This is a genomic window from Phenylobacterium sp. GW823-FHT02A09 (genome assembly GCF_058797775.1).
Genome location: NZ_JBXAJZ010000001.1, coordinates 1,177,852 through 1,194,478, shown reverse-complemented (window position 1 = coordinate 1,194,478; position 16,627 = coordinate 1,177,852). Strand labels below are relative to the sequence as shown.

Annotated in this window: 26 protein-coding genes and 1 tRNA gene; 15 read left to right on the top strand and 12 right to left on the bottom strand. The window is 67.0% G+C overall.

The features are described from left to right. Position 1: 1 nt before the first annotated feature. Entirely contained in the window at positions 2 to 598 is a 597-nt protein-coding gene (locus AC1Q87_RS06020) for a PEPxxWA-CTERM sorting domain-containing protein (RefSeq protein ID WP_492608056.1), read from the bottom strand. Positions 599 to 722: 124 nt separating this feature from the next. Between AC1Q87_RS06020 and AC1Q87_RS06015 the strand changes: the two genes are divergently transcribed. From AC1Q87_RS06015 to AC1Q87_RS06000, 4 genes are read left to right on the top strand one after another with little or no spacing between them, the layout of a single operon-like run. Then, entirely contained in the window at positions 723 to 932 is a 210-nt protein-coding gene (locus AC1Q87_RS06015; protein ID WP_492608055.1) for a hypothetical protein, read from the top strand. Further along, the gene (locus tag AC1Q87_RS06010; RefSeq protein WP_492608054.1) at positions 929 to 1,444 is read left to right on the top strand and encodes a lysozyme; all 516 of its coding nucleotides are present in this window, start codon (positions 929 to 931) and stop codon (positions 1,442 to 1,444) included. The genes AC1Q87_RS06015 and AC1Q87_RS06010 overlap by 4 nt, the downstream gene beginning before the upstream one ends. Continuing rightward, a complete protein-coding gene (locus AC1Q87_RS06005; protein ID WP_492608053.1) occupies positions 1,444 to 1,788 on the top strand; it encodes a hypothetical protein in 345 nt (114 codons plus the stop codon). Before AC1Q87_RS06010 ends, AC1Q87_RS06005 begins: the two co-directional genes overlap by 1 nt. A 25-nt stretch (positions 1,789 to 1,813) precedes the next feature. Next, positions 1,814 to 1,963 carry a hypothetical protein gene (locus AC1Q87_RS06000; protein WP_492608052.1) on the top strand — a complete coding sequence of 50 codons (150 nt, stop codon included), beginning with the start codon at positions 1,814 to 1,816 and terminating at the stop codon, positions 1,961 to 1,963. Positions 1,964 to 2,081: 118 nt separating this feature from the next. Here AC1Q87_RS06000 and AC1Q87_RS05995 read toward each other — a convergent pair whose 3' ends face one another. The 5 genes from AC1Q87_RS05995 to AC1Q87_RS05975 form a co-directional block, all read right to left on the bottom strand. Continuing rightward, on the bottom strand, positions 2,082 to 2,276 hold the full coding sequence (locus AC1Q87_RS05995) for a hypothetical protein (RefSeq protein ID WP_492608051.1): 195 nt from the start codon (positions 2,274 to 2,276) through the stop codon (positions 2,082 to 2,084). Between the two features lie 178 nt (positions 2,277 to 2,454). Next, positions 2,455 to 2,685 (bottom strand): Rap1a/Tai family immunity protein, encoded by a 231-nt coding sequence (locus AC1Q87_RS05990; protein ID WP_492608050.1) that lies wholly within the window; start codon positions 2,683 to 2,685, stop codon positions 2,455 to 2,457. Positions 2,686 to 2,831: 146 nt separating this feature from the next. After that, entirely contained in the window at positions 2,832 to 3,050 is a 219-nt protein-coding gene (locus AC1Q87_RS05985; RefSeq protein ID WP_492608049.1) for a hypothetical protein, read from the bottom strand. A gap of 110 nt (positions 3,051 to 3,160) precedes the next feature. After that, on the bottom strand, positions 3,161 to 3,361 hold the full coding sequence (locus AC1Q87_RS05980) for a DUF3606 domain-containing protein (RefSeq protein ID WP_492608048.1): 201 nt from the start codon (positions 3,359 to 3,361) through the stop codon (positions 3,161 to 3,163). A gap of 60 nt (positions 3,362 to 3,421) precedes the next feature. Beyond that, positions 3,422 to 3,628, bottom strand: a complete 207-nt coding sequence (locus tag AC1Q87_RS05975) for a hypothetical protein (protein WP_492608047.1) — start codon at positions 3,626 to 3,628, stop codon at positions 3,422 to 3,424. A gap of 52 nt (positions 3,629 to 3,680) precedes the next feature. Here AC1Q87_RS05975 and AC1Q87_RS05970 point away from each other — a divergent pair, with 52 nt between their 5' ends. From AC1Q87_RS05970 to AC1Q87_RS05955, 4 genes are read left to right on the top strand one after another with little or no spacing between them, the layout of a single operon-like run. After that, positions 3,681 to 3,944: a hypothetical protein gene (locus AC1Q87_RS05970; protein ID WP_492608046.1), complete on the top strand. Its 264-nt coding sequence runs from the start codon at positions 3,681 to 3,683 to the stop codon at positions 3,942 to 3,944. Continuing rightward, on the top strand, positions 3,941 to 4,339 hold the full coding sequence (locus AC1Q87_RS05965; RefSeq protein ID WP_492608045.1) for a hypothetical protein: 399 nt from the start codon (positions 3,941 to 3,943) through the stop codon (positions 4,337 to 4,339). Before AC1Q87_RS05970 ends, AC1Q87_RS05965 begins: the two co-directional genes overlap by 4 nt. Further along, positions 4,332 to 5,063: an SOS response-associated peptidase gene (locus AC1Q87_RS05960; RefSeq protein WP_492608044.1), complete on the top strand. Its 732-nt coding sequence runs from the start codon at positions 4,332 to 4,334 to the stop codon at positions 5,061 to 5,063. Before AC1Q87_RS05965 ends, AC1Q87_RS05960 begins: the two co-directional genes overlap by 8 nt. Further along, entirely contained in the window at positions 5,056 to 5,592 is a 537-nt protein-coding gene (locus AC1Q87_RS05955; RefSeq protein ID WP_492608043.1) for a hypothetical protein, read from the top strand. Before AC1Q87_RS05960 ends, AC1Q87_RS05955 begins: the two co-directional genes overlap by 8 nt. Here the strand turns inward: AC1Q87_RS05955 and AC1Q87_RS05950 are convergent. The 5 genes from AC1Q87_RS05950 to gph form a co-directional block, all read right to left on the bottom strand. Next, positions 5,589 to 5,789, bottom strand: coding sequence for a hypothetical protein (locus AC1Q87_RS05950; RefSeq protein ID WP_492608042.1), 201 nt, complete (start codon positions 5,787 to 5,789; stop codon positions 5,589 to 5,591). The genes AC1Q87_RS05955 and AC1Q87_RS05950 overlap by 4 nt on opposite strands. Beyond that, on the bottom strand, positions 5,786 to 6,202 hold the full coding sequence (locus AC1Q87_RS05945; RefSeq protein WP_492608041.1) for a hypothetical protein: 417 nt from the start codon (positions 6,200 to 6,202) through the stop codon (positions 5,786 to 5,788). Before AC1Q87_RS05945 ends, AC1Q87_RS05950 begins: the two co-directional genes overlap by 4 nt. Next, positions 6,183 to 6,365, bottom strand: a complete 183-nt coding sequence (locus tag AC1Q87_RS05940) for a hypothetical protein (RefSeq protein ID WP_492608040.1) — start codon at positions 6,363 to 6,365, stop codon at positions 6,183 to 6,185. The genes AC1Q87_RS05945 and AC1Q87_RS05940 overlap by 20 nt, the downstream gene beginning before the upstream one ends. Before the next feature lie 275 nt (positions 6,366 to 6,640). After that, positions 6,641 to 6,715, bottom strand: a tRNA-Val gene (locus AC1Q87_RS05935). A gap of 27 nt (positions 6,716 to 6,742) precedes the next feature. Next, a complete protein-coding gene (gph, locus tag AC1Q87_RS05930) occupies positions 6,743 to 7,447 on the bottom strand; it encodes a phosphoglycolate phosphatase (protein WP_492608039.1) in 705 nt (234 codons plus the stop codon). Between the two features lie 82 nt (positions 7,448 to 7,529). On the opposite strand from gph, the gene glmU reads away from it, so the two are divergent. The 7 genes from glmU (at position 7,530) to AC1Q87_RS05895 (ending at position 15,669) form a co-directional block, all read left to right on the top strand. Further along, positions 7,530 to 8,879, top strand: a complete 1,350-nt coding sequence (gene glmU, locus AC1Q87_RS05925) for a bifunctional UDP-N-acetylglucosamine diphosphorylase/glucosamine-1-phosphate N-acetyltransferase GlmU (RefSeq protein WP_492608038.1) — start codon at positions 7,530 to 7,532, stop codon at positions 8,877 to 8,879. Positions 8,880 to 8,916: 37 nt separating this feature from the next. Continuing rightward, complete coding sequence (gene rpiA, locus AC1Q87_RS05920; protein WP_492608037.1) at positions 8,917 to 9,603, top strand: ribose-5-phosphate isomerase RpiA; 687 nt, start codon at positions 8,917 to 8,919, stop codon at positions 9,601 to 9,603. 10 nt (positions 9,604 to 9,613) lie between these two features. After that, positions 9,614 to 10,990 carry a glutathione-disulfide reductase gene (gor, locus tag AC1Q87_RS05915; RefSeq protein WP_492608036.1) on the top strand — a complete coding sequence of 459 codons (1,377 nt, stop codon included), beginning with the start codon at positions 9,614 to 9,616 and terminating at the stop codon, positions 10,988 to 10,990. Continuing rightward, positions 10,987 to 12,183 carry an O-antigen ligase family protein gene (locus AC1Q87_RS05910; protein ID WP_492608035.1) on the top strand — a complete coding sequence of 399 codons (1,197 nt, stop codon included), beginning with the start codon at positions 10,987 to 10,989 and terminating at the stop codon, positions 12,181 to 12,183. Before gor ends, AC1Q87_RS05910 begins: the two co-directional genes overlap by 4 nt. Before the next feature lie 95 nt (positions 12,184 to 12,278). Then, positions 12,279 to 13,658, top strand: a complete 1,380-nt coding sequence (locus tag AC1Q87_RS05905; protein WP_492608034.1) for a class II 3-deoxy-7-phosphoheptulonate synthase — start codon at positions 12,279 to 12,281, stop codon at positions 13,656 to 13,658. Positions 13,659 to 13,825: 167 nt separating this feature from the next. After that, on the top strand, positions 13,826 to 15,202 hold the full coding sequence (locus AC1Q87_RS05900) for an MATE family efflux transporter (protein WP_492608033.1): 1,377 nt from the start codon (positions 13,826 to 13,828) through the stop codon (positions 15,200 to 15,202). Between the two features lie 59 nt (positions 15,203 to 15,261). Beyond that, positions 15,262 to 15,669 carry a VanZ family protein gene (locus AC1Q87_RS05895; protein WP_492608032.1) on the top strand — a complete coding sequence of 136 codons (408 nt, stop codon included), beginning with the start codon at positions 15,262 to 15,264 and terminating at the stop codon, positions 15,667 to 15,669. 479 nt (positions 15,670 to 16,148) lie between these two features. On the opposite strand, the gene AC1Q87_RS05890 is transcribed toward AC1Q87_RS05895, so the two are convergent. Next, complete coding sequence (locus AC1Q87_RS05890) at positions 16,149 to 16,358, bottom strand: cold-shock protein (RefSeq protein ID WP_492608031.1); 210 nt, start codon at positions 16,356 to 16,358, stop codon at positions 16,149 to 16,151. Between the last annotated feature and the right edge of the window lie 269 nt (positions 16,359 to 16,627).

Sequence of the window (16,627 nt, the reverse complement as noted above, 5' to 3'; positions counted from 1 at the left end):
TTCAGGCGTAGGCAGCCCGACGACGGCGAAGCGCCGTGCCGGCCAGGCCGAAGCCCATGATCATCATCGCCCAGGTCGCCGGCTCGGGAACCGCCCCCGACTTTCCAAGCTCGAAATAGGCAACCGGCGGGCCGTCGCTGTACGCAAAGTCGGCCTCGAACCACGCCCCAAACGGAACGTAGCGCTCATAGCAGTATGATCCCTTGTGGCCAGGCTGGCAGTTTTCTAGCGAGCCCTGGCCGCGGGGCATCTCGATCCTGCCGATCGCGTGGCCCTCTCCGACAATCGAGAAGCACGGTTGGCCGAGATAGCACGTCGCACTGTACTCGCCCTCGTTGCCCCAAATCATATCCATGCCGTAGTCCCAGTAGAGCCAGCGATGCTGGTAATCCATTCTCAGCAAGAGGCCGCCTGGAAGCGGTTCGCCAGAAGTCCACCGTACGTGCACGTACTGGTACATGCCGTCCGAAGGGGGCGTGAACGCAGTCGAACCGAAGTAGGTGCTGCCGTCCCCGTCAAAAGCAATCGGCGTCGCTGCTGAAGCGGCGTTGACTGATAGTCCAAGCGCGGCGACGGCCGCGGCAATCTTCCTGAACATGTAGCTCTCCCCAGAGTTGGTTAACGAAGACGCGGGGTTGAGAGCCTGTCAATTGCTGCTCGCCCCCGAGGCGAGTCGCCCACCCGACATTTCAAGCTGGAACCCTCGGACGGAGCTCGCCCGAATGAACATCCGTGACCTCGCCTCGGAGGCGGGCGGCATTGTCTACAAGTCCGTTCCGGGGGCGGCCGGCACTGCCGGAACAGCCCTGTCCGGCGACGTCATGCTGAGCGTGTTGGTCGGCTTGGCGACCCTGCTCTTCGTGCTGCTGCAGATCGCCTACCTGCTCTGGAAGTGGCGCCGAAACTCCAAAACACCAGGAGCGCTGCCATGAACAACGCCGTGAAAGCCGGCGCGAGCCTTGCTGCCGTCTTCGGGGCGCTCGCCCTGGCCGCGCCCGGCCTGATCCAGGACGAAGGCTGGATGACGGTCACCTACGACGACCCGGCCCATGGCGCGGCGCTGCCGACGGTCTGCGCCGGCGTCACGGGCGCGAAGTACGGCGTGAAAGCCGGCAAGCGCTACACCCAGGCCGAGTGCGAGGCGATGACCGCCCAGGCCATGCTCGACCACGCCCTGGCGATCCAGTCGTGCGTGCCGGGCAACCTGCCGCTGAAGACCCACGCCGCCTTCATCCGGTTCACTTACAACGTCGGGCCGGGCGCAGCCTGCAAGTCGACGATGTTCAAGAAGGCGAGGGCGGGCGACCTGCCTGGCGCCTGCGCCGAAATCCCCAAGTGGGTCTACGCAGGCGGCCGGACGTTCCCCGGTCTCGTGAAGCGGCGAACCCATGAGCGGGCCATGTGCGACGCCGGGGTCACGGAGCGCGCGCGGGGGCTCAACTGATGCCCCGGTTTACCTACGCCCACGTCATCGCCATCGCCACGGTCATCATCCTCAGCTCGTTCGCCTGGTACTTCTACAAGGACGCCGAGCGCCAACGGGCGAGGGCCGAGAACGCCACGCTCCAGGCCGAGTTCAACGCCGAGGCGACCCGGCAACTCGACCATTACACGACGACCACCACCATCATCCGCGAGAAGACCAAGGAGGCCGAACATGCCGTTCGCTCTGCGCCTGGCGCTGACGCGCCGCTCGAAGCTGACGATCGCCGGGCTGTCTGCGCTGCTCTTGAGCGCGTGCGCGGGACTGCCGTCTGCACATCCGAAGGTGCCGGCGACGTTCCGTGAGGCCTGCAAGGGGCCGACTTCGCCCATGCGCACCCAGGGCGACAAGAACGTGCTGCTGATCGGCTACGAGGGCGCGCTGAAGGACTGCGACGCCAAGCGAGCGGGGGCGGTGGCAATCATCGACAAGGCCGCCCCGAAGCGACCTTGGTGGCAGTTCCGCAAACCGGACAGCTAGTGGACCCGTTCGCGGCCTACATGATCGGCGTCGGCACACTGGCCTTGAGCGCTCTGCTCGGCTGGGCGGCCTGGGACGCACATAAACATCGGCGCTAGACGCCTGACTGGCCCGCTCCCTACCAAGGGGGCGGGTCTTTTTGCGTTTCAGGCTCCGTCGCTGGCGGTCGCTCGCCGTTGCGCACCTTCTCGCGCCAGTACTCCCGCGAGGTCTCAACCAGCGCCGCCCATGGCGGGCTCGGCCGCTTGGGGCCGAGGGGGTAGGGGATCTGTTGCAGGGCTATGGCGAGTTCTTCGATCTCGTCGTCGGTCATGACCAGACGGGTAGGGCGATTCCATCTAGTCGCTCGCGTATCGTATTTTTGCGGAATTGCGCCACCAGAACACATGTCCGATGATCGGCACATGGAAGGCGAGGGCGCGCGGCCGAACCTTCCTAGCCCGGTTGCTTTATCCAGGACGCTGAGGCTTCGGGCGCCCTTTCGGGGCTGATCACGCAGGCATGGCGCGTCTGCACGGGTACGCGTCTGCAAGCGCCCTGAACACGACGTCCACGGTTTGCTCGTCCGGATCGGGCTTTTGCTTGGCCGCATACTTGTCGAGGATCGTCCACGCTTCCTCGGCGGTAATCACGTGCTTAGCCGGCGGGCAGAATGGCTGCTGTCCACTGCTCGAACTGATGTGGGCGCCCACCGACTCAAAGCCATCCAATACGCCCGCCATCCAGAGGTCCCCCATTGCTGGGTGGCTTTCGCGTAGCATCCTCAAGTCGCGATATGCCGGCCCGGAGGTTGCGCTGGTCGCGGTGAGGATCACGACAGCGGCTGCCAACACTGCAGGACATTTCAATGTGCTACCCCTCGGCTTGGTCATGCAGGCAAGGCGAGGCCGAAGCGGTCGGAGAGTGCGGCCGAGGGCTTCTTGTTTGACTTGATTGGGGGGCGGGCTTGGCGTTGGCTCGACTGAGAGCCTTCGAACGCCAGCCCCAGCGCCAGGAAGGCCAGCAGGCCCACCACCACCAGGATTCGCTTCAACAGTTCGCCAGTGCGCGGCGCGGTGCGCGCCTGCAGCCTCTCTTTTCCCGACATGCGTTCCCCACCCCGTCCGCTCCACTAAATCGAGCGGCGCTTACGCTACTATCGCTTGAGATGTAGCGCCGGCAATCGACGGTCGCAACGGTTCGATGACAGTGCGGCAATCAGGCGCGAACCTGCTCCAGGGCGTCCGGCCGGCCGAGCCGTAGCGCAACCGCCACGGGATGCGGGCCAACCTGGGCCACGGCGTCGGCGAGGTCCGCTTCTGAACAGTCCAGCTTCTCGGTCATTTCCCTGACCTTCTCCGGATTGGCGAGGTCGATGGGCTCGTGCGGGTCGAAGGTCTTCGGCTCGTCGGGTCGCATGGCGATCTCCCGGGGCTACCCCAGCGCTTACGAAAGCGCGCGTGCGCCGCCTGCGTTCCCTCAGTGCCGGGACGGTTCGGCGCCGGCCGGCGGCAGGTCAAGGCCTGGGAGGGGGAGGTGGCCGCGCTCCTCATGGTGGAAGACCTGACCGAGATCGCGCTTATCGACGGCCTGGCCGCACGTCGGGCAGCGGTAGAAGTGTCGCGCCTCGTCGATCGGCTCGCCATCGTCTCGACCGATGTAGTGAAAGTCGCTGGGCTTGGTCATGGAACCGCTGGTCTCCTCCACGACTCGACTCCTTCGAGGCCCGAGAGGTTCCATGGCGCCGCGCCTGACCCCCGAAGATCGCGAACGTCTGCGCCTGATTAGCCAGGCCGGCGGCAAACTGCACATCGTCACCGCGCGCAACCGGCAGCGGTTTCCCGATCAGGCGGCACTGGTCCGCTGGGCCGAGGGCATGTGCCGCTCGGACTACATGCGCCTGGAACGTCGAGGAGGGGACGCCAACAACCCGACCGGAGAGCAGTTCTACGACTACTTCCTGACGGCCAAGGCAGAGCGGGCGGCGAAGCGGGGCGATTGACGGCCAAGGATTGGCGCCGTCAGTTGCGCATCATGACGGAACAGGAATCCCAGGCGGCCGTCGTCAGACTGCCAGCAAAGTATCAGCGTCCGCTTCGGTACCTTGTGTACTACCTGATGGCGGTCGCGGCTGTTGGCATACCTGTCGCCTATATCATCGCAGGCAACAGCCCCTCAGCGCCAGACTTTGCGACGGGCCATGTTTATCAAATGAAGAGGCCGGGGAAGGGATCGACTGGGTTCGTCTTCGTGACCTACGAGTCGATCATGATCTCGCGGTTCTTTTTGGCTCACCTGTTCGCGGTGCCGTTGCTTGGCGTGGCCGCGCTGGCCTGGCGGGTGGCGAAGAACGTGATCGCCGATAGCCGATACGTCGAGACGCGACCGGATGTGTAACCTCTACGGCCTGACGAAGGGGCAGGCGGCGATCAGCATGCTCGTCCGGCACATGGAAGACCGGACCGGCAACATGCCGCCGCTGCCGGGGATCTTCCCTGACTATCAGGCCCCGATCATCCGTCACGCGGCCGAGGGCGGTCAGGAGATGGTCATGTCCCGCTGGGGCATGCCGAGTTCCAGCCAGGCGATCTACAAGAACGCCACGACGCGCGCCGACAAGCTCCGCGCCAAGGGCAAGGCGTTCGACTTCAACGAGCTGCTGAAGATGGAGCCGGACGGCGGGACGACGAACGTCCGCAACACATCGAGCAAGCACTGGACGCGCTGGCTGGGGCCGGCGAACCGCTGCCTGGTCCCGTTCACCAGCTTCAGCGAGTTCAACCGCGATGCAGGCGGCGACGTCTGGTTCGCCCACGCCGAGGATCGGCCGCTCAGCTTTTTCGCCGGCATCGAGGTCCGCGACTGGGAGAGCGTGCGCAAGATCAAGACCGGCCTGGAGACGATCGACCTGTTCGCCTTCCTGACGACCGAGCCCAACGCCGAGGTAGGCGCGATCCATCCGAAGGCCATGCCGGTGATCCTCACGACCGAAGAGGAGCGGGATGTCTGGATGCGGGCGCCGTGGGACGAGGCCAAGGCGCTTCAGCGGCCCTTGCCGGACGGCTCGCTGCAGATCGTGGCGCGGGGCGTGAAGAAGGATGAGGCTGGGGCCAATGGGTGAGCAAAAGTACGGCGAGTGGACCCTAAGTCACGAGCTTGCAGCCAAATACGCCGTAGAGGGGTTGCGCGCGCTTGTTCTCGCAAACGGTGGCGCTGTGGTCGCTATTCTGACGTTCGCGGGGAACGCCAATGCGCGCGTTGACCCTGCAACTGTCGCAACATCCCTCCGACAGTTCTCCTGGGGTCTGGTCGCCGCATTGTTGGCGATCCTCCTCACCTACCTTGCGCAATCGGCGGCGACGCACGAGCGGCGCGGCACGACGACCGTCATCGAGACGACGTCTCTCATCATTGCGATTGCGTCGATCGGGCTCTTCGGCTGGGGCGCCAACACTGCGGTATCGGCTTTTCAAGCCTACGTTCCGCCAGCCCAAGTCTCGCAATCGATGAGCTGCGAGGACGCGGTCTCATTTGTTCGTGCACAAGCTGATCCCGGCGAGTCCAGTGCTCGGAATGAGAAGACCGGACATGACGCGGTGCTCGTCCGCGGCGGATGGGTTGTCCTCCCGCGCTGCACATCGGCGCACTAGATCGTCACCTCGACCTTTCCGACCTCATGGCAGCGGCTGCAGCGCAGGCGGTGGCGGATGTCAAAAGGCGTGGCGTCTGGACCAAAGACCTTGATCGCGTCGGCCTGGCTGAAGTCGCCCTTGTGGCCGCACTTGCAGGCGACCTTGAGCCGGTCCTGGTAGCGCATCGCCGTCGTCAGGGTCTCGTACTTGGTCATGAGTCGGGCTCCGGCGACGGGCCCCTTGCGGCCGTGACTGCGGCGGGCTCGATCTCCTCCGGTGAGACGAACTTCCCGTTGCCGTGCGACTGCGGCCCATAGCCGGGCCGGCGGGGGCGTGGCGCGGCGCCAAGGAAGTCGTAGCCCGACGAGCCCGGCGGCTTGGCCTTGAAGAACAGCCGGCCCTGGCAGACGCCCAGGTCGAGCACGCGCTGACAGCTGCCGGTCTTGTCCCAGAGCACGAGGCCGGGGCCGCGCAGGCGGATCATCGCGTCGAGGTTCTCCTGGCGCTGGACGCCGCAGGCCTCACAGACCGACCGCAGGCGCCAGTTGTACTTCCACATGTCGGAGATCGTGCTGGCCTTGCTCCGGTACTCGGAGACGTGGACGCGGTCAGTGTTGCGGGCGCCCATGGTCGGCCTCTTGGACGTCGACGGGGAGGGCGGGGCGCTTTCCCGCGAGTACGAACCCTGGATCGTGCCGGTGATCGATCCACGCGCCCTTGTGGCCGCAGCGCTCGAAGCGGGCATTGTTCGCCAGCGTGGCCATGGTCATCGACGGGTCGTAGCGCTCCAAGTCGCCCCACTCGATGAGTGCGCCCGACCGCCCGCCATGGCCGCAGGTCGAGCACGTCAGAACTATGCACCAGCCTCGCTCCCGGCAGAGACCCACGGTCTGCGTTTGCAGGCTGTCAGCATAGTAGTCGGGCCACGTCCGTTCCATGCGATGGACGTGAACAGAAAGAGAACATCCGAGTCAAGGTCAGACCATTCTGGCAAGCATTCTGGCAAGTGAAGCGGGGCCGCCGGGGGCGGCCTTCACTCAACGCCTTACAGTGCAAGGAAAAGGAATGGTGGATGCGACAGGGATTGAACCTGTGACCCCCTCGGTGTGAACGAGGTGCTCTCCCGCTGAGCTACGCATCCGCCGCAGGAAGGGTGCGCCTATAGCGGCTAGCTTTGCGCCGGGCAAGCGGTCAGAAGCCGAACACACGCATTTGCCATCTGATCGAAGTGATCGACCAGGATATCGGGGGCGAGTTCAGCCGCCGGAATCTCGGTGTAGCCGAAGCTGACCAGGATCAGCGGAGCCTTGGCCGCACGGGCGGCGCCGGCGTCGGTGGAGGCGTCGCCGACCATCACCGCGCGGTCGATCCGGCCGCCCGCCGCCTCGACGGCGAAAATCAGGTGGCGAGGGTCCGGCTTCGGCGCTGGAGCGGAATCGGCGCCCACAACGGCGTCGAAGAATCGGGCGAGGTCGAGCTTTTCGAGAATCGGCGTCGACAGCCCGGTCAGCTTGTTGGTGCACACCGCCAGCTTCGCGCCGGCCGCCTTCATCTGCGTCAGGCACTCGACGACGCCGGGATAGGGCCGGGTCAGGTCGGCGCTGTGCTCGTTGTAGTGGGCGAGGAAGCGCTCGAAGAGCGCCGGCATGTGGTCGGCCGACAGCGGCCGGCCCTGGGCGGCGAACCCGCGCTCGATCAGCCGGCGCGCGCCATGGCCGATGAGGGGACGGGCCTCGTCCAGCGGCAGCGGGGCGATCCCTTCCTGCTGCAGGATGACGTTGAGCGTCCCGATCAGGTCGGGCGCGGAATCCACCAGGGTTCCGTCGAGGTCGAAGGCGATGGTCGCGCCGCCCAGCGCGCTGAGATCGGTCAAGGAAACGCTCCGTCGAAACCGCTCGCCGTTTCGGCTAAACGCCGCATGATTGCAACATCGCCCGACTCGTAAGGATCGATCCATGACCAGACGCGCCGCCGTGATTATGGCCGCCGGCCAGGGCACGCGCATGAAGTCGCCGACGCCGAAGGTCCTGCACAAGGTCGGCGGGCGCACCATCCTCGACCGGGTGATCGACACTGTGCAGGCCAGCGGCTGCGAGCAGATCGTGGTCGTGGTCGGCAACCACAGCCCCGGCGTCCGCGCCCTGGTCGAGGCGCGCCTGGGCGCGTCCGCCGTGGCGGTGCAGGATCCGCCGCTCGGCACCGCCCACGCGGCGTTGGCCGCGCGTGAGGCGTTGGCCGGCTTCGACGGCGACGTCCTGGTCCTCAACGGCGACTGCCCGCTGCTGGAAGCCCATCACCTGGAGCCGCTGTTCGAGCTGCGGGCCGGGGGCGCCGACATGGCGATGATGGCGTTCGAGCCGGTCGACCCGCTGCTCTACGGCCGTGTGCTGCGTGGCGCCGACGGGCATGTGTTGCGGATCGTCGAGGCCAAGGAGGCGACGCCGGAGGAACTGGCGGTCAAGGTCTGCAACGCCGGCATGATGGTCGCCGACCGCGGCCGCATGTTCAGCTGGCTCTCCCAGGTCGGCAACGACAACGCCAAGGGCGAATACTATCTGACCGACACGGTGAAGATCGCGGTCGCCGAGGGGGGGCTGGTCAAGGCCTCGATCGCGCCGGAGAGCGCGGTCATGGGCGCCGACACCGCCATGCAGCTCTCGCAGGCCGAAGCTGTCTTCCAGCAGCGCCGCCGCGCCCACTTCTTGGCGCAGGGCGTGCAGATGCTGGCGCCCGACACCGTGCACTTCAGCTGGGACACGCAGATCGCCGCGGCGGCCATGATCGAGCAGTTCGTGGTCTTCGCGCCGGGCGTCACCGTCGAGACCGGCGCGGTGATCCGCGCATTCAGCCATCTGGAGGGCGCGGTGGTGAAGGCCGGCGCCCTGATCGGTCCTTACGCTCGCCTGCGGCCCGGCGCCGAGATCGGCGAGGAGGCGCACATCGGCAACTTCGTCGAGGTCAAGAAGGTCAAGGTCGGGCCGGGCGCCAAGGCCAACCACCTGTCCTACCTCGGCGACGGCACGGTGGGCGCGAAGGCCAACCTCGGGGCGGGCACGATCTTCTGCAACTACGACGGCTTCGACAAATACGAGACCCACATCGGCGAAGGGGCTTTCGTCGGGTCGAACTCGGCCCTCGTCGCCCCGGTGACCATCGGGGCCGGGGCCTATACCGGCTCGGGCTCGGTGATCACCCGCGACGTGGCGCCCGACGCCCTGGCGCTGGAGCGCAGCGACCAGGTCGAGAAGCCCGGCTGGGCGGCCCGCTTCCGCGCCGCGAAGCTGGCCAAGAGGGCGAAGAAATAACGTCGCCGCCCGTCCGCGCTTAGCCTATGTCACCGCCATGAGCACTGCAGACGATCAGAAGCGCGCCGCCGGCGAAGCCGCGGCCGCTCTTGTGGAAGACGGCATGACCGTCGGCCTCGGCACCGGCTCGACCGCCGCCTGGTTCGTCAGGGCGCTGGCCGCCCGCGGCCTCGACATCGTCGGGGTGCCGACCTCGCTGGCGACCGCGCAGCTGGCGCAGAGCCTCGGCGTCCGCCTGGGCGAGCTGGGCCAGGTGAAATCCATCGACCTGACGATCGACGGCGCCGACGAGATCGGCCCGGCCCTGTCGCTGATCAAGGGCGGCGGCGCGGCCCTGCTGCGCGAGAAGCTGGTCTGGGAAGCTTCCAGGCGCTGCGTGGTCATCGCCGACGCCGAAAAGCGCGTCGCCAGGCTGGGCAAGTTTCCGCTGCCGATCGAGGTCGTGGCCTTCGGACACGAGACCACGGCGCTGCGGATCTGCGACGCGCTGGCCGAGTGCGACCTCGGGATCGCGCCGCGTCTGCGGCTCAAAGACGGCGCCCCGGTGAAAACCGACGGCGGCAACCTCATCTATGACGCAGCTTGCGGGCGTATCGAGGACCCCGCTCAGCTCGCCGACGCGCTGAAAAGCGTGACCGGCGTGGTCGATCACGGCCTCTTCCTGGACCTCGCGGACATGGCCCTGGTGGGCACGCCGGACGGCGTCGTCACCCTCGAGCCGTAAGGAGTCATCTGTGGCGAAGTACGACTACGACCTCTTCGTGATCGGGGCCGGTTCGGGCGGCGTGCGGGCCGGGCGGCTGGCGGCGCTGTCCGGCGCCAAGGTCGGCATGGCCGAGGAGCACCGCGTCGGCGGCACCTGCGTGATCCGCGGCTGCGTGCCCAAGAAGTTCATGGTCTACGCCTCCGAGTTCGCCAACCAGGCGCAGGTCGCCGAGGGCTACGGCTGGAGCGTCGGCGAGGCGCAGTTCGACTGGAAGCGCTTCCTGGAGGCCAAGGACCGCGAGATCGCCCGCCTGTCGGGGATCTATGTGACCAACCTCAGCAACGCCGGCGTGGAGATCGTTCACGCCAAGGCGCGGCTCAAGGACGCCCACACCGTCGAACTGGTCGGCAAGGGCGAGGTCACCGCCGACAAGATCCTGATCGCCACCGGCGGGCGGCCCTGGACGCCGACCGAGTTCGCCGGCGCCGAGCACATCATCACCTCGGAAGAGGCCTTCCATCTGCCTGAACTGCCCAAGCGGATCATGGTCGCCGGCGGGGGCTACATCGCCGTGGAGTTCGCCGGCATCTTCGCTGGACTGGGCGTCGACACGACGTTGGTCTATCGCGGCCCGAACATCCTGCGCGGCTTCGACGACGACATCCGCTCGCACGTCACCGAGGAGATGAAGAAGCGGGGCGTGAAGATCATGCTCGGCTGCCAGCACCAGAGCATCGAGAAGACCGCCAGCGGCCTCGTCAGCCACATGGACGGCTGCGGCGACATCGAGACCGACGTCATCATGTTCGCCACCGGCCGCAAGCCGTACGTTGAGGGCCTGGGCCTGGAGACCGCGGGCGTGAAGCTCAACGAGGCCGGCGCCATCGCGGTCGACAAGTTCTCGAAGACCAACGTCGACAACATCTGGGCGGTTGGCGACGTCACCGACCGGATCAACCTGACGCCAGTGGCGATCCGCGAAGGCGCGGCCTTCGCCCAGACCGAGTTCTACGACAACCCGACCACCTTCGATCACGACATGGTCGCCTCCGCGGTCTTCTCGCAGCCGCCGGTCGGCTCCGTGGGCCTGTCGGAGGCCGACGCCCGCCATCTTCATGGCAAGGTCGACATCTACCTGTCCCGCTTCAGGCCGATGAAGACGACCTTCTACGGGGGCGACGAGCGTTGCATGATCAAGCTGGTGGTGGAGGCGGGCACCGAGAAGATCCTCGGCTGTCACGTCGTCGGACCGGACTCGCCGGAGATCATCCAGATGGCCGCCATCGCGCTGAAGATGGGCGTGACCAAGCCGCAGTGGGATTCGACCTGCGCCGTGCACCCGACCCTGGCCGAAGAGCTGGTGACGATGCGCGACAAGCATGTGCCGCAGGGCGTGGCTGCGTGACGACGGCTGAGGCGAGCGCTCCGGTCCGGGAGGCCTCCTGGTACGGCTGGGTGCTGGCCTTCGCCTTCTTGCTGGCGCCGGTCGCCGGCTGGGTCGGGCCGCTGGCCTTCGCGCCGATCGTCAGCCTGACGGGCCTGCTCAGCCTCGGGGCGCTGCGCGCCTACGAGCGCGACCGGCCGGCCGCCCTGGCGATCCTGGTGCTGTCGACTTGGGCGCTGGTCTCGATGGTGTGGAGCCCGTTCCATCCGACCAAGCCCGAGCAGGCGACGGCGATGAAGCTGATCCTGCAGGGCGTGCTCTACTGGGCGCTGTTCCGCGCGGCAGGGTCGATGACCTCCGACAGCCGCACAGTCGCGCTGCGCATCTTCGCCTGGGGCATGGCGCTGCTGGGCGCGCTGCTGGCGATCGAGGCGCTGACCGGGGCCGGCGTCTATCAGGCGCTGCGCCATGCAATGAACGATCCGATCCGGCCGGACCTGGCGGTCAAGAACGTCGCCCAGGGCGGCTTCGTGCTCGCCGTGCTGACCCCGGCCGCGGCGCTGGCCGGCTGGCGCACGGGCGGTGGCGTCTGGCCGGGGGTGCTGATGGCGGCCGGGATTCTGGGGGCCAGCTTCGGGCTGGACGCCGATGCGCCGGTCATCGCCTTGGTGTTCAGCGCCCTGGCCGTCTGGGCGGTCTGGCGTTGGCCGGTCTGGGCGCCGCGGACGATCGGCGGCCTGGCGGCGGTGCTGTTCCTGGCTGCGCCGGCGGTGGTCTGGGCCACGCGCCAGCTCGGCTGGTTCCAGGCGCTCGAGCGCGAAGTGCCGCTCTCCTGGTCGATGCGGATGAGCTACTGGCGTCACGCGGCCGACTGGATCGGCGATCATCCGCTGCGCGGCTGGGGCATCGACGCCAGCCGCATGTTCGGGCCCGGCATCACCCTGCATCCGCACAACGGCCCTCTGCAGGTCTGGCTTGAGCTTGGCCTGATCGGGGCCATGGCGGCCGCGGTGTTCTGGCTCGCCGCCATCGCCAGCCAGAGTCAGGGCCGGCGCGATGTCGGCCGCGGCGTCGCGGTCGGCACGGCGGTGGCCTACCTGACCTTCTCGGCCGTCTCGTTCGGCGTCTGGCAGGAATGGTGGTTGGCCGTGGGCGGCCTGGCGGCGGCCGGATGCATGGCGGTTCAGCGACAGGGCAGGGCGGAAAACGCCTAGCAGGGGCCCCAACGCCTTCCTACGTCATCGACTGCGTAATCATTCTGGGTTTAGAAGCCCACGGCCCGTTCGTCGTGCGGGCGCGGAGTTGAGCCATGACCGAACATTGGACGCCTGCCTCCTGGAGGAACAAGCCCGCCAAGCACGTGCCGACCGACTATCCGGATCTGGCCGAGGTGGCGAAGGTGGAGCAGGTCCTGCGCGGGATGCCGCCGCTGGTGTTCGCCGGTGAAGCCCGCCGCCTGAAGAGCCTGCTCGGCGACGTCGCCGAGGGCCGCGCCTTCCTGCTGCAAGGCGGCGACTGCGCCGAGAGCTTCAAGGAATTCCACGCCGACAACATCCGCGACACCTTCCGCCTGATCCTGCAGATGGCGGTGGTGCTGACCTTCGCCGGCGGCAAACCGGTGGTGAAGGTGGGCCGCATGGCCGGCCAGTTCGCCAAGCCGCGCTCGTCGCCGGTCGAGAGCGTGAACGGCGTCGAGCTGCCGTCATATCGCGGCGACATCATCAACGGCATGGAGTTCGACGAGGCTTCCCGCCGTCCCGATCCCCAGCGCCTGCTGCAGGCCTACGGCCAGTCGGCGGCGACGCTGAACCTGCTGCGCGCCTTCGCCGGCGGCGGTTACGCCGATCTCTACAACATCCACCGCTGGACCCTGGGCTTCGTCGCCGACAGCCCGCAGGGCGCCAAGTACCGCGAGCTGTCCGAGAAGATCAGCGAGGCGCTGACCTTCATGGCCGCAATCGGGGTCACCCCGGAGAGCCAGCCCGACCTGCATCGCGTCGAGTTCTTCACCAGCCACGAAGCCCTGCTGCTGGGCTTCGAGGAGGCCATGACCCGCGTCGATTCCACCTCGGGCGAGTGGTACGACACCTCGGCCCACCTGGTCTGGATCGGCGAGCGCACCCGTCAGCTCGACGGCGCGCATATCGAATACTTCCGCGGCATCAAGAATCCGATCGGGGTGAAGTGCGGCCCGACCATGGAGCCCGACGACCTCCTGCGGCTCATCGACGTGTTGAACCCGAAAAACGAGCCGGGCCGCCTGACGCTCTACGGCCGCTTCGGCCACGACAAGATCGCCGAGCGCCTGCCGCGCCTGCTGCAGGCGACGAAGAAGTCTGGCCGTTCGGTGGTCTGGGCCATCGACCCGATGCACGGCAACACTCTGACGGCCGCCAACGGCTACAAGACGCGGCCCTTCGACCGCATCCTGTCGGAGGTGAAGAGCTTCGTGCAGATCGCCGAGTCCGAAGGGGTGCATCCCGGCGGCGTCCACCTGGAAATGACCGGCCAGAACGTCACCGAGTGCCTCGGCGGCGCGCGGGCGCTCTCCGAGACCGACCTGGCCGATCGCTATCACACGCACTGCGACCCGCGCCTCAACGGCGAACAGGCGCTGGAGCTGGCCTTCCTTGTGGCCGAGAAGCTCAAGGAAGAACGGCTGGAAGCGGCGCTGCGCGCGGCGATCTAGGACAAGGCGGGGCGCAGGCGCGTCCCGCATCTCCGCCGGAGAGTGAGCGCTCGCCTGTGCCTTGGCGGGCGCCGGCGCCTGGAAAATGAGCACGCGAGCTAAGCCGCCTCTTGCGGCTTGTGTTGCAACGCGTCACGTTCCGCGCCTCTTTGAAAACCGGTGAGATCATGGCCGACCCGGCCCAGGCTGCTCTTCCCTCGGGAGAGCGCGAAATCGATGTTGTGCGCACGGAAACGGCGGAGCTGTGGAAGCTCTCGTGGCCGGTCGTGCTGTCGCGCCTGGGCATCATGGTCATGGGCCTGTCCGACGCCATCGTCGTGGGCCGCTTTTCGGCGACGCAACTGGGCTATCACGCTCTGGCCTGGGCCCCGACCAGCGTGGTGGTGACCATGTGTGTCGGCCTGCTGACCGGGGTGCAGGTGATGACTGCCCGCCGGATCGGGCAGGGGCGGCGCGAGATGACCGGCGCGGTGCTGCGCCGCGGCCTGTCGTACGGCTTCTGGATCGGCGTCGTCTCCATGGTGGTCACCCTGGCGGCCGGCCCGACCTTCCTGCACGTCATCGGCCTGGAAAAGGACCTGGCCGACGGCGCGGCCAAGGCGATGCTGATCTTCGCCCTGTCGCTGCCCGGCTACGCCTTCAGCGTGGCGGCCAGTTTCTGGCTGGAGGGGCTAGGCAAGCCCAAGCCCGGCGCGGTGATGATGTGGTTGGCCAACGGCGTGAACCTGGCCCTGCTGCTGGTCCTGGTGCCGGGCAACTTCGGCCTGCCGGCGCTGGGCGCGGTCGGCGGCGCCTGGGCCACGACCGGGGCGCGGACCTTCCTGGCCCTGGCGATGCTGGCCTACATCTGGCGGATGCCCGAGGCGCGAGCGCTGGGCGTGTTCAACAAGCCCGAGCGTGACAAGCCGTCCGAGGTCGAGCAGCGCCGCATCGGCTACGGCGCTGGCGCCTCGAACTTCTTCGAGGTCGCGGCCTTCGCCTCGATGAACATCTTCGCCGGCTGGATGGGCGGCCTCAGCGTCGCGGCCTGGGCGGTGGTGCTGAACGTCGCGGCGCTGGTGTTCATGGTCCCGCTTGGCCTCTCGACCGGCACCGCGGTGATGGTCGGCCGCGCCTATGGCGCGCGCGACGCCCACGGCGTGACCCGCGCGGGCCTGATCGGCTTTGGCATGACCGCCGTCTTCGGTCTGGTCATCTCGCTGGTGATCTGGCCGACCGCGGGCCTGATCAGTCAGGCCTACACCTCCGACAAGGTGGTCATCGCGATGGCGGCGGCGGCGCTGGTGCTGTCCTGCCTGTTCTTCCTGGTCGACGCTTTGCAGGTGGTCATCGCCCAGGCGCTGCGGGCGCGCGGCGACGTTTGGCTGCCGACCTTCACCCACCTGACCAGCTACGTCCTGGTGATGATGCCGCTGGCCTGGTTCCTGGCGATCCACCTGAAGATCGGGCTGAACGGAATCGTCTGGGCGGTAATCGCCGCCTCGTTCCTGTCGGCCGGTCTGCTCAGCGCGCGGTTCTGGATGCTGGCGCGCCGGGGGTTGTAGCGGAACTATTTTTCGCGCGGTGAACCGTCGATTCACGCTGATCTGCGAGGGTGCCGCCCATGGTTCTTTCGCCGAAGATCGCTGCTCGCTTCCTGCTCGTCGCCGCCGCCCTGGTGTGCGGCATCGGCATGATCACGCCCGGACTGCAGGGCGTGGAGAAGAACTTCGTGCCGGCCGACAAGGCTGCGCACTTCATCGCCTTCTACGGGCTGACCGCGCTGATGATGGTCGCGTTCCCGAAGAACCGCCGCTTGGAAATCGCCCTGGCGGCGGTCATGCTCGGCGGCTCGATCGAGGTGGCGCAGATGTTCACCCATCGCGGCGTCAGCTTCAGCGATCTGGCCGCGGATGCGGCCGGCGCCTTCGCCGTCTGGGTTCCGATGTGGATCCAGTCGCTGCGCAGCCCGCCGGTGGTCGAGCGCCGCCGCCGGGCGAGCGACCGGCTTCCTGAGGCCTCATCGGTCTAGGTCGCAGGGCCGAGCAGGCCGGGGGCCATCGAACTGCTTGTGTGCGTCAGCGCGAGCGCGGGGCGCCGCTCTGCCGAAGTCCGGACAGTTTCGCGGTTTGTCTCAGGCTAGTCAGCGGCGGCCGTCTTAAGGTGCAGGATGGGCCGTTTGCCCAGCGCTGCATGGGACGTCGGCGTCAGCCGAGCCGGCTGGGCTTCGCGGACGTGAAAGCGTTTCGGGCGCCGAACGACTGAGGTGAAGGACATTTGTGTTCCATTGTTTGCGGTGAAGCCTGCCCACGCCTGATGCGTGTGGTGGTCGGTCCGCGATGAGAGGGATGCTTGTGGCCGCTCGGCCGAATTGCGACCGCTGAGGGAGCGGCGTCTGCGCCGGACGGCCCGGGCGACGAGGTGTCTTGGCGGCAGAGAGGTTGGACGTGGCCGCTCGTCCTATAGGCGATCGCCTGGGCGCGATTGGAAACCCGCCCAGGCCTCTAGCGCTTAGGCCGTCTGCAGTTGACCAGCCGACGTCTTGCCGCTGCGCTGATCGCGTTCCAGCTCGTAGCCAAGCTTCTGGCCTTCGTTCAGGGAGGCCATGCCTGCCCGCTCGACCGCTGAAATGTGGACGAAGACGTCGGGGCCGCCATTGTCAGGTTGGATGAAGCCGAAGCCCTTAGTCGAGTTGAACCACTTAACCGTGCCGGTAGTCATGAGAAAATGTCTCCGCGTGAGAGTTTTCGCGCGCTCAAGATGAGGCGTGATTGAGTTTTTCGAGAGGGTTCAAGAGGGGCCGCGGTTTGACGCTAAGGTCAAAAAGCCTGTTCGGCCGAAATTAAATCGCAAATCGATTTTGAATTTATTCCACGTATTTCAACTCTGCGCGAGCGAAAAATAATAAAATGCATTTCCAGTAGGGCGATATCACCGGGTCGAGCCGTCCTCACCTCACGCCCAAAGAAGAATTCGTGGTATGTTTCTTG